This window comes from Bradyrhizobium guangdongense (assembly GCF_006483445.1).
Taxonomy (GTDB): Bacteria; Pseudomonadota; Alphaproteobacteria; order Rhizobiales; family Xanthobacteraceae; genus Bradyrhizobium; species Bradyrhizobium guangdongense_A.
This window is the reverse complement of the sequence record NZ_PPPT01000223.1, coordinates 1-9,812: the sequence shown is the minus strand read 5'-3', so window position 1 is coordinate 9,812 and position 9,812 is coordinate 1. Positions and strand designations below refer to the sequence as shown.

Here is a 9,812-nt window from a genome sequence, read left to right as displayed (position 1 = left end):
TGCTGCTGGCCGCCGGAGAGCTGCCCGGGCCGCCGCTGCGCCAGATTCTCCATCTTGATCATGCGCAGCGCCGCTTTGACGCGCGCCTCGGTCTCCGCCTTGTTGACCTTGCGCACCGAGAGCGGAAAGGCGACGTTTTCCTCGATCGTCAGGTGCGGAAACAAGGCATAGTTCTGGAACACCATGCCGATGTCGCGCTTGTGCGGCGGCATGTTCTTGATCGGCCGGTCCGCAAGGTAGATCTCGCCATGGGTCGGAACCTCGAAGCCCGCCAGCATCATCAGCGTGGTGGTCTTGCCCGAGCCCGACGGTCCCAGCAGGGTGATGAACTCGCCCTTCCGGATGTCGAGATCGAGGTTCTTCACCACGAGGTGCTCGCCATCATAGGTCTTCTGGATGCCGGAAAAGCGCACCAATGTCGGTGCGACCATGCCGTCCTCGTGCGCCGTCGATGAGTCTCGACCCGGGACCAACATCAGCCTAAACACCAACGATGAACATCTGACACGGTCGAAACTTCTTTGCCGCTGCACCTGTGCAGCGTCTTCTCCAGGGGTGTGCCGAGCAGCTTAGCACCCTCCGACGAGAATGCCAGCGGCGCAAGCAGTGGACGCCCGTCGCCACCTTCGTCATTCCGGGGCGCGCGTTGGCGCGAGCCCGGAATCCATCGCGCCACGAGTCGCGCGGATGAATGGATTCCGGGCCCGCGCCTGCGGGCGCGTCCCGGAATGACGAGTAGCTCACATCCCCGACAGCTTGGTCACGAAGACGTTCAGCGTGCCGCCGGCTTCCGCGATGATGCGCAGGGTCTTGGAATCGAAGGCGATGTCGGCGAGCGTCAGGCTCGAGATATTGGCCTCGACGCGCAGGCCGTCCTCGGTCTTCTGGTACTCGGCGATCGCGGCTGCGATCTTCTCGCGCGCATTGGCGGCGATCGGCTTCAGGTCGAGCGTTGCCTTCTGCACCAGCGCCTGCTGCATCTGCGGAACGACGGCGCGCGCCGCGGCGCCCAAAAGTCCGAACGCGGCCTCGGACTCCACCGCGAGCTGGATGTCGGCAAGCCGCAGCGTCTGCTGCGCCTGGTCGAGCATCGGCCGGCCCCAGATATGGACGGTCGCCTCTGCGCCGAGGCCCAAAAAGCTCTTCTTCTCCTTGGCGCGCACCAGCAGCGAGATCAGCAGGCGCTCCCCCGACGGCACGATGGTGACGCTCTTGACGGTCACGTCCACCGGGCCGGAGCCGTCCTCGGGATAGGTGTGGCCCACCATCTGCGCGGCCACGAGTTTATTGATTTCGGTAAAGGGCACGTCGATGGGAACGCCGATGCTCACACCGGTGCCGCTCGGCGGCCCGATCGTGATCTTGTCGGGGAACGGACAATTGGGCTTGGTCGGCGTCGAGGTGACCTTGGTCTCCGCTTCGATGCCGAGCAACAGCGTGACGGCGGAGGCATCGACGCGCGGCTGCGCCGCGATCGCCCGCACCGGCTTCAGTTCCAGCCACAGCGGTGGCAGCGATGCGGAGGCGCCCGAGCCTTGCAGCGGGATCGAGCGGCAAGCTTTGGCCCATTGCGCCTTCGCGTTGTCGCGCAGGCTCGGATCGTTGCGAATGCGTTCGCCGACCGCGTTGAGCTGCTCGCCGACCGTCTTGTCGATCAGCGGCTTGACTTGCGCCGGCACGTTCACCTTGGCGCCGGCGACGTTGACGTTGGTGTCGCCGAGATTGACCTGCGCGCCGAGATTGGGCTCGAGATGCCAGTTGGCCGAAAGTTTTGGCCGCGACGTGATGACGACATTGCCCTTGATCTCGGCTGACGCGTTCAGGTTCTTGATGTTGACGGCGCCGATCTGCTTGGCGGCATTGTTGCCGAGCACGCCGCTGAGGGCGTCGCCGAGCGCGCCGGTCGCCTTCGATGATAGCGAGCCCGTCACATTCAGCTTGCCGGTCAGCGGCGTCGAGAGCGTGAGCACGTCCTTGTCGCCGCTGGCGGCGATCGGTCCGCGCGACGCCGTCCAGCCGATATCGGCGTTCTGCAGGATCTGCGAGATCGGGTTGTCGGCCTTGCCGGCAAAATTGCGCGCCGCGCTCTTCTCGGCGGCTTCCCGGATCGCCGAGATCGCGATCGCCACGGGGGCGATCACCACGGAGCTGCGCGCGGCCGGCGGCAGCGGTGGCAGTTGCGCGACGGCCGGCGCCGGCCCGGTGCCGCGCGGCGACAGCCAGTCCATGGCCTTCAGGCTGATGAAAAACGACACCGCGATCACGGCGAGCGCGATCAGCACAGTCTTCAAGTTCAAATTCAGACGCATCAATCCCCCGGCCGGCCCCTCGGTTCAGGATTCTACAGGGCAGGCGAGGGCCGCGCTAGAGCGCATGGATGGGGTGGAATTGGGGCGGCTAGCTACCGCTTTTCAGGAGACTGCGAATGACCCTGGCCAAGGGCTTCTCATTCCCGACAAAGCTGTCAACCATGGCTTGAAGGACTATTTCGGGGACGAGGTGTTCCATCGCGAGGGGGTGACCGGCCTTCTCTGCAAGGAGCGCCAGGAAAGTCAATTGCGTGCGACCGTTGCCTTCGCGAAACGGGTGGATAGCGTTGAGTTCGGCGAGGAAGTGAGCGGCTTTGCCTGCAAAGCCGTCGGGGGTCGTGTCCCTCAGGTGGTTCTGATCCAAAAGCTCCCGAAAGAGCTTCGACATTTCCCGATCGATGCTCTCGGGGTAACAAAACATGCTGCCGCCCTTTGAGATTCTCACCGTGCGAATCTTGCCTGCCCAAGCGTAGACATCCTGGAACAGGTGGCGGTGGATGGCGCGATAGTGGGAATAAGTGAGCCGGCCGACCGGCAACGGCTCTTCGGCGCGCTGCGCGGCAATTTCCGCTTCGAAAGCATCGAGCCCTTGCTGCGTCCTGATATCCAGCTTGTTCTTGAGGACCGTCGTACCCGGATAGCAATACGGGTCTTCAACGGCATCGTACATGCGAGGAGCTATCCTTTCTTGTGGGCCTTGATGATTTCGCGGCGACGTGCGGCCGCCGATAGTCCCTCGCGATCAAATTGAGCTACGCGCTTCTTCATCCCGGCAGACGGCAGGATGCCCTCGACGGCGCTGATCTTGGCAAAGCGCTCGCGGCCGATAACGACCCTGGCGCCACCATTTGTCTTTGTTGTCTTTGGTTTTCTGTTCTTCGACATAGCATGAATCATATCACGTCGCGCGCCGCTTTGCACTTGAGAACCGTTCGGCGGAAGTGGCTTTTAGGCAATGCGAGAATCTCCGCGAGGCTCTGCCACCATTCTCTCCTACGGATAACCCGATCCCGGCGTCTCGACCTCGACGACGTCGATGCGCGCAGACGATTTGCGCTGTCTCAGCAATCCCGGCGATGTGACCGCGCTGATGCAGTACAGCGTCTTTCGATCTGCGCCGCCGAACGCGCAGGCGATGCCGCGGCGCCCCTCGAGTGCGATCCGCTGCCGCTCCACCCCGTCGCGATCGACCTTGATGAAGGCGTCTTCGCCATAGGATGCCACCCAGACCGCGCCGTCACGGTCGAGGCAGATGCCGTCGGGCTCCCTGCCGCAAGCGAGCTTGCGGCGGAGATGAAGGCTGCCGTCCTCAGCGAGGTCGTAATCGGCGAGGCATTCGCCGTCCATCTCGGCGACAACGAGGCGCTTGTGATCGGCCGTAACAGCGATGCCGTTCGGAAAGCGCAAGCCTTCCGCAACGACGCGCTTTGCGCCATCTGTAGTCACCAGGATGATGCGGCCATCGGCACCGCGATCGGGCGGCGGCGGCAGGTTGAAACCGAGGTCGCCGACAAAGGCGCGGCCGAGACCGTCGACGATCATGTCGTCGATCGTGCCGGTGGCGATGTCGGAGAGATCGGCATAAAGCGAGAGCTGCCCGTCGGCGAAGGCGAGGAGTTGCTTGCGGAACATGGTCAGCACGATGAGGCGTCCGTCCGGCAAAATGCCGGTGCCGCAGGGCGTGTCGTCGAAGGTCGCATGCTGCTCGCTGTCGCCGGACGGGCCGATGCTCAGCAGCGTGCGCGCCATGCAGTCGACGAACCAGAGCCGGCCCTTATGCCAGCGCGGGGCTTCGAAATATTTGCCGCCGTCGAACACGGTTTTGAGGATCGCCTCGCTCATCGGTCACTCCCTGTGAAAAATCTCGCCATCAGGATCTCGTCGGAGTACCAGCCGTCCTGTTTGAGGCCGCGCGGCAGGCGGCCATATTCGACGAAGCCCGCGCTTTCGTAGAGACGCACGGCGCCAGCGTTGTCGCTGATGACGGTCAGGTGAAGCTGCTCGACCCGCTCGGCCGCATGCGCCAGGACTGCATCGATCAGGCGTTTTCCGAGGCCGGTCTTTCGCGCCGCCGACCGCACATACATGCCCCACAGATCCGCCTTGTGCGCCGACTTCCTGCCGTCGTGCCGGCGAAAGCCGGCGACGCCCATCAGCGTGTCGTCGACGAAGGCGCCGAACACGTCAGCGGTCGCAAGCCGTTGCTCGAACTGGGTGACGGGCAGGTCGCGCTCGCGCTCGAGCGTGCTGGCAAAGGCCTCGGGATTGACTTCGAGCGCTTCCAGCCGGATGAGCCGGAAGAGCGCGGCGTCAGCCGGTGTCAGCAAGCGGATGCGAATGTCTGAGGTGGGCGGCATGGCAGTCGTCAACGCAGCGTGACCGCAAAAGCGTCTTCGAGCAGAGCGAGCATGGCGGCCCATGAGCGGCGGTCGGCGGCCTCGTGATAGGCGAGGTCCGGAAGGCCCGCGCCGATCAGCTCCGGATTAGTGAAGCCATGAGCCGCGCCACCGTAGACGTGGACCTGCCAGTCCACGCTGGCCTGACGCATGTCGCGCTCGAAGTTTGCGAGCTGTGTAAGAGATACGAGCGCGTCCGCGGCTCCGTGACAAACCAGAACCCGCGCCTTGATGTTCGCCGCATCTTCCGGCCGCTCGTTCGGGAAACCACCGTGAAAGCTGATAACGGCGGACAGTGCAGCGCCGGTTCGTGCCAGCTCCAGCGCCGTCGTCCCGCCGAAGCAATAGCCGATCGCTGCGAGCTTCGAGGGGACGACGGCGTCGTGCTGTGCCAGCGCATTGCGCGCCGCTTCTGCTCTTTCGCGCCAGCGCGCAGTGTCCGCGCGCAAGTCGTTCATCAGTTCGATGGCCTGCGGCACGTCGGGCGCCGTTTTGCCTTCGCCGTAGAGGTCGGCAATGAGCACGACAATGCCAAGCGCGGCGAGCCGCTCCGCGCAAGCGATGGAATGGGTGCCGATGCCGCGCGCATCCGGAAACAGGACCACGCCTGGCCGCCTGCTGGTGGCGTCGGTGCTGACGAGGAGGCCCTGGAGCGCGGTGACGCCGTCGCGATAGCTGAGGATCGTCTTGTTCATTCTGTCGTCCTTCGCCGGACGAACAGACCATAGGGGTTGTCTCGAGGCAACCTTCGATTGCGATGCTTCAACACACCCCGACGTCGTCCTGGACAAGCGAGCTCCTGGCAACGCGAAGCGTTGTCCAGTGGCGAGCGCGACCCAGGACCCATTACCACCAGTCGTGAGGTGTTAGGTCGTTTTGGCCACACATCGCCCTAACAACATGCATTCGGGGTAATGGGTCCTGGCTTTCGCCAGGACGACATTGTGGTGTTAGCTGCGCCTACGGCTTCTCGCCCGCGGATTGCAGATACGCGATCACCTTGTCGGCCTCCTCGCCCGAGAGCCCGGTATACGGCCTCATCCTGTTGCCAGAGACGATTTCATCCGGATTGGCGATGAAGCGCGTGAGCTTATCCTGGTCCCAGACGAAGCCGGCGTCCTTCATGGCGGAGGAATAGGCGTAGTCGGACAGCGACCCGGCCTTGCGGCCGATGATGTTGTGCAGATTGGGGCCGAGGCGATTGTCGCCTTCCTTCACGGTGTGACACGTCCGGCAAGAATTGTTGAAGGCCTGCTGCGCGGCTTCGTCGGCGGCAAGGCCGCCGTGCGCGGACGAGACCAAGCCCAGTCCGCCGACCACCATTGCCAGAAGCTGTCGCATGAGCGCCTCTCGGGTTGCGCGCCTTGTCCGCCTAAGCATCATGCAAACGAAAACGGCCCCGGAGGGTTCCGGGGCCGCTCGCGTCAGAATGTCTCTGCCGTTAGCGCGAAAGATCGGCGCGGCGGTCGGTCTGCGGCAGCACGATCACCTTGGTGCCGACGTTGACGCGGGAGTAGAGGTCGGTGACGTCCTCATTGGTCAGGCGGATGCAACCGGAGGACACGCGCTGGCCGATCGTGTTGGGGGCGTTGGTGCCGTGGATGCGGTAGATGGTGCCGCCGAGATACATGGCGCGGGCGCCGAGCGGGTTGCCGGGGCCGCCGCTCATGTGGCGCGGCAGATAGGGCTGACGAGCGATCATTTCCGGCGGCGGGGTCCAATCCGGCCACTCGGCCTTCTTGGTCACCGACTGCACGCCGGACCAGGTAAAACCGTCGCGGCCAACGCCGATGCCGTAGCGGATCGCCTGGCCGTTGCCGAGCACGTAATAGAGATAGGTGTTGGGCGTATCGATCACGATGGTGCCCGGCGCTTCACGCGTGGCGTAGCTCACGGTCTGGCGGCGGAAGCGCGCCGGCATCTCGACCGCGTCCTGATCCTCCGAGGGAGAGGCCTGATAGGGCTGCTGGTAAGCCGGCTGGAAGGGCTGGAACGGCTGAAACTGCGGCTGCGGCGCGGCGTAGCCGGGCGGCGGCGCGAAGAGCGGGAAGAGCTGCACGGGCGCGGCCTTGGCCGTCCCGGAGAATGCGATGGCGGAGACCGCGACGGCGCCGAAAGCAAAGGCGCGCGAAAACGTCTTGAACGTGTCCAGATTCAACATTGATCGCCCCTGTATGGATCGGATTTTTGATCACCGCGGCCCGTGCGGTGTTCCGTTGCCTAAATCACTAACGGCAAAACGTTTCGGGACGTTTGCGTGATCGCGCGAAAAAGGTTTCGTCGCGGCAAGGTTTGTTTCATGACGGTTTCATGGCTGGGCGGGTGCTGACCCCAACAAAAAGCCGTGCCGACACTTATGTGACGTCACACGCCTGAAATATCCATGGTTGAACGTCCAAAACCGAGAATCATCAAACTCTCGGGATTTTCCCATGCGGGTATTAATCGCAACCGACGCCTGGCATCCGCAGGTCAACGGTGTTGTCCGAACTCTGACCTCGCTCGCCAAGGCCGCCAGGGCGCTCGACGTCGAGATCGACTTTTTGACGCCGGACGGCTTTCCGTCGCTGCCGCTGCCGACCTATCCGGGCCTGCGGATCGCGCTGCCGAGCCGCGGCGAGATCGCAAGGCGGATCGAGAAGGCCGCGCCCGAGGCGCTGCATATCGCGACCGAAGGCCCGATCGGCTGGGCCGCGCGGGCCTATTGCCGTCGCCGCAAGCTCTCGTTCACCACGTCCTACACGACGCGCTTTCCGGAATATGTCTCGGTGCGATCAGGCATCCCCGACAGTGTCGGCTACGCCGTGCTGCGTCACTTCCACGATGCTGCCGCGATGACCATGGTCGCCACGGCCTCGCTGCGGCAGGAGCTATCCGGGCGCGGCTTCAAGCGGCTCGGCTTCTGGACGCGCGGCGTCGACACCACGCTGTTTCACCCCGACTCCCCTGCGCAGCTCGATCTGCCCGGGCCGATCTTCATGACCATGGGGCGCGTGGCCGTCGAGAAGAACCTCGAGGCGTTCCTCTCGCTCGATCTGCCCGGCACCAAGGTCGTGGTCGGCGATGGGCCGCAGAAGGCGCAGCTCGAGAAGAAATACCCTGATGCCGTCTTCCTCGGCGAGAAGAAGGGCGCGGACCTGACCGCGCATCTCGCCGCCGCCGATGTCTTCGTGTTTCCGAGCCTCACCGACACCTTTGGCGTGGTGCAGCTCGAGGCGCTGGCCTGCGGCACGCCGGTTGCGGCGTTTCCGGTCACGGGGCCGAAGGACGTCATTGCCGATCACCCGATCGGCGCGATCGACAATGATTTGCGCGCCGCATGTCTGCGCGCGCTCACCATGTCGCGCGAGACCTGCCGCAATTTTGCGCTGGAACGCTCCTGGGAGAACAGCGCGCGTCAGTTCGTCGGCAATCTCACCTCACTCCAGCCCAGCCGTGTGCTGCGTCCCACGCCCGTGCTGGCACGGCAGCCCGTGCGTGGCTGAAACCCCTTAACCTGATCACAGCGAGATTCTTAGCGATGGCCAAGACCATGAACCTTGACGGCACCCAGCAACTCGACCTCACCCGCGGCACGGTCGAGCAGGCCTATGACCGCTGGGCGCCCGTCTACGACCTCGTGTTCGGCGGTGTGTTCGCCAAGGGGCGGCAGGCGGCGATCACGGCCACCAACAAGATCGGCGGCCGCGTGCTCGAGGTCGGCGTCGGCACCGGCATCTCGCTGCCGATGTATGCGGGCAATGTCCGCGTCTTCGGCACCGACATCTCGGAGGCCATGCTCGACAAGGCCCGCCGCCGCGTCAGCGAGTTGAAGCTGAAGAATGTCGAGGGTCTCGCGGTCATGGATGCCGAGAAGCTGGAATTCCCCGACAATTCCTTCGACGTCGTGATGGCGCAATATGTCGTCACGGCGGTGCCGAACCCCGAGATCGCGCTGGACGAATTCGCGCGCGTGCTGCGCCCCGGCGGCGAGCTGATCATCCTCACCCGCGTCAGCGCCGATGCCGGCATGCGCCGCTTCATCGAGCAGCGGCTGCAGCCGGTGGTGCGTCCGCTCGGCTTCCGTACCGCCGAGTTCGCCTGGTCGCGCTACGCAAAATGGCTCGCGGGCGCCAATGGCATGGAGCTTGCCGAGCGCCGCCTGATTCCGCCGCTCGGCCATTTCTCGCTGGTGCGCTTCCGCAAGATCGACATCGCCAAAGCCGCGTGAGCCGCCGTGGCTCGTGTGCGTCAGCGCGTCGCTGCAATCAGTCACATGACATGATGATGATGTCACACCAGCTACATCGAATCTCTGTATCCCGGATCCGAAGACCTTTTTGGGGGTGACAATGATCAAGAATTACCTCGAGCAATTGAAGATCCAGCGCTGGGACGACCATCGCTACTATCACCACAGCCGCATCAATCAGAGCCTGCACTTCATCAGCGCGGCGAGCTTCCTGTTCGCTTATGTCTGGCTGTTCGTCGATCCCGTGATCTCGGCGCTGGTCGGATGGCTGGTCTCGATGACCTCGCGCCAGGCCGGTCACTTCTTCTTCGAGCCGAAGGGCTATGACCACGTCAACCAGGCGACCCACGAGCACAAGGAAGAGATCAAGGTCGGCTACAACCTTCAGCGCAAGGTGGTGCTGATGTCGATCTGGGCACTGTCGCCGCTGGTGCTGCTCGTCGATCCGACGCTGTTCGGCCTGTTCACGCCCTGGGCTGGCGCGACCGACTTCATGCGGCAAGTCGCAAAGATCTGGCTCGTGGTCGGCGGCGGCGGTCTCCTGTTCCGCACCGTGCACCTGTTCTTCATCCGCGACGTCGAGACGGGTCTGGTCTGGATGACCAAGATCCTCACGGATCCCTTCCACGATTTGATGCTCTACCGCAAGGCGCCGCTTGCGCTGCTCCGCGGCGAGCTGATGGACCCCGGCCTGCACCTGATGCCGGAGCACACGCTCGGTCTCATCGCCGAGCCCACGCTCGAAGAGCAGCACGCGTAAGCGTGCTGCACGATCCAAGCATTCCGATGTCTGTTGCTTACGTCATGCCCGGGCTTGTCCCGGGCATCCACGTCTTGGGGGCTTCTTCGCCTCTCCCCGCGTGCGGGGAGAGGCCG

Annotated in this window: 12 protein-coding genes; 3 read left to right on the top strand and 9 right to left on the bottom strand. The window is 64.1% G+C overall.

What is annotated here, in order from left to right:
* From C2U70_RS28815 to C2U70_RS28775, 9 genes are all read right to left on the bottom strand, one after another.
* The coding region (locus C2U70_RS28815) for an ABC transporter ATP-binding protein (RefSeq protein ID WP_186294533.1) at positions 1–431 on the bottom strand (431 nt) is incomplete at its 3' end.
* Positions 432–740: 309 nt separating this feature from the next.
* On the bottom strand, positions 741–2,309 hold the full coding sequence (locus C2U70_RS28810) for a DUF4403 family protein (RefSeq protein WP_140982021.1): 1,569 nt from the start codon (positions 2,307–2,309) through the stop codon (positions 741–743).
* A gap of 88 nt (positions 2,310–2,397) precedes the next feature.
* The gene (locus C2U70_RS28805) at positions 2,398–2,979 is read right to left on the bottom strand and encodes a Fic/DOC family protein (RefSeq protein WP_140982020.1); all 582 of its coding nucleotides are present in this window, start codon (positions 2,977–2,979) and stop codon (positions 2,398–2,400) included.
* Between the two features lie 8 nt (positions 2,980–2,987).
* Positions 2,988–3,194, bottom strand: coding sequence for a hypothetical protein (locus C2U70_RS28800; RefSeq protein WP_140982019.1), 207 nt, complete (start codon positions 3,192–3,194; stop codon positions 2,988–2,990).
* Between the two features lie 108 nt (positions 3,195–3,302).
* Entirely contained in the window at positions 3,303–4,151 is an 849-nt protein-coding gene (locus C2U70_RS28795) for an SMP-30/gluconolactonase/LRE family protein (protein ID WP_140982018.1), read from the bottom strand.
* Positions 4,148–4,666 carry a GNAT family N-acetyltransferase gene (locus C2U70_RS28790; RefSeq protein ID WP_140982017.1) on the bottom strand — a complete coding sequence of 173 codons (519 nt, stop codon included), beginning with the start codon at positions 4,664–4,666 and terminating at the stop codon, positions 4,148–4,150. Before C2U70_RS28790 ends, C2U70_RS28795 begins: the two co-directional genes overlap by 4 nt.
* Before the next feature lie 8 nt (positions 4,667–4,674).
* Entirely contained in the window at positions 4,675–5,496 is an 822-nt protein-coding gene (locus C2U70_RS28785) for a dienelactone hydrolase family protein (RefSeq protein ID WP_186294532.1), read from the bottom strand.
* Positions 5,497–5,665: 169 nt separating this feature from the next.
* The gene (locus tag C2U70_RS28780) at positions 5,666–6,028 is read right to left on the bottom strand and encodes a c-type cytochrome (protein ID WP_246666893.1); all 363 of its coding nucleotides are present in this window, start codon (positions 6,026–6,028) and stop codon (positions 5,666–5,668) included.
* 118 nt (positions 6,029–6,146) lie between these two features.
* The gene (locus C2U70_RS28775; protein WP_140982014.1) at positions 6,147–6,866 is read right to left on the bottom strand and encodes a L,D-transpeptidase; all 720 of its coding nucleotides are present in this window, start codon (positions 6,864–6,866) and stop codon (positions 6,147–6,149) included.
* A 271-nt stretch (positions 6,867–7,137) separates the two neighbouring features.
* Between C2U70_RS28775 and C2U70_RS28770 the strand changes: the two genes are divergently transcribed.
* From C2U70_RS28770 to C2U70_RS28760, 3 genes are all read left to right on the top strand, one after another.
* Positions 7,138–8,190, top strand: coding sequence for a glycosyltransferase family 4 protein (locus tag C2U70_RS28770; protein ID WP_140982013.1), 1,053 nt, complete (start codon positions 7,138–7,140; stop codon positions 8,188–8,190).
* 35 nt (positions 8,191–8,225) lie between these two features.
* A complete protein-coding gene (locus C2U70_RS28765; protein ID WP_140982012.1) occupies positions 8,226–8,915 on the top strand; it encodes a class I SAM-dependent methyltransferase in 690 nt (229 codons plus the stop codon).
* A gap of 121 nt (positions 8,916–9,036) precedes the next feature.
* Positions 9,037–9,696, top strand: a complete 660-nt coding sequence (locus C2U70_RS28760; RefSeq protein ID WP_140982011.1) for a hypothetical protein — start codon at positions 9,037–9,039, stop codon at positions 9,694–9,696.
* The last annotated feature ends 116 nt before the right edge of the window (positions 9,697–9,812 follow it).

What these genes read in the sequence shown, in the direction of transcription:
- C2U70_RS28810 (WP_140982021.1), bottom strand. Translation starts at nt 2,309, where the DNA reads ATGCGTCTGAATTTGAACTTGAAGACTGTGCTGATCGCGCTCGCCGTG.
- C2U70_RS28805 (WP_140982020.1), bottom strand. Translation starts at nt 2,979, where the DNA reads ATGTACGATGCCGTTGAAGACCCGTATTGCTATCCGGGTACGACGGTC.
- C2U70_RS28800 (WP_140982019.1), bottom strand. Translation starts at nt 3,194, where the DNA reads ATGTCGAAGAACAGAAAACCAAAGACAACAAAGACAAATGGTGGCGCC.
- C2U70_RS28795 (WP_140982018.1), bottom strand. Translation starts at nt 4,151, where the DNA reads ATGAGCGAGGCGATCCTCAAAACCGTGTTCGACGGCGGCAAATATTTC.
- C2U70_RS28790 (WP_140982017.1), bottom strand. Translation starts at nt 4,666, where the DNA reads ATGCCGCCCACCTCAGACATTCGCATCCGCTTGCTGACACCGGCTGAC.
- C2U70_RS28780 (WP_246666893.1), bottom strand. Translation starts at nt 6,028, where the DNA reads ATGGTGGTCGGCGGACTGGGCTTGGTCTCGTCCGCGCACGGCGGCCTT.
- C2U70_RS28775 (WP_140982014.1), bottom strand. Translation starts at nt 6,866, where the DNA reads ATGTTGAATCTGGACACGTTCAAGACGTTTTCGCGCGCCTTTGCTTTC.
- C2U70_RS28770 (WP_140982013.1), top strand. Translation starts at nt 7,138, where the DNA reads ATGCGGGTATTAATCGCAACCGACGCCTGGCATCCGCAGGTCAACGGT.
- C2U70_RS28765 (WP_140982012.1), top strand. Translation starts at nt 8,226, where the DNA reads ATGGCCAAGACCATGAACCTTGACGGCACCCAGCAACTCGACCTCACC.
- C2U70_RS28760 (WP_140982011.1), top strand. Translation starts at nt 9,037, where the DNA reads ATGATCAAGAATTACCTCGAGCAATTGAAGATCCAGCGCTGGGACGAC.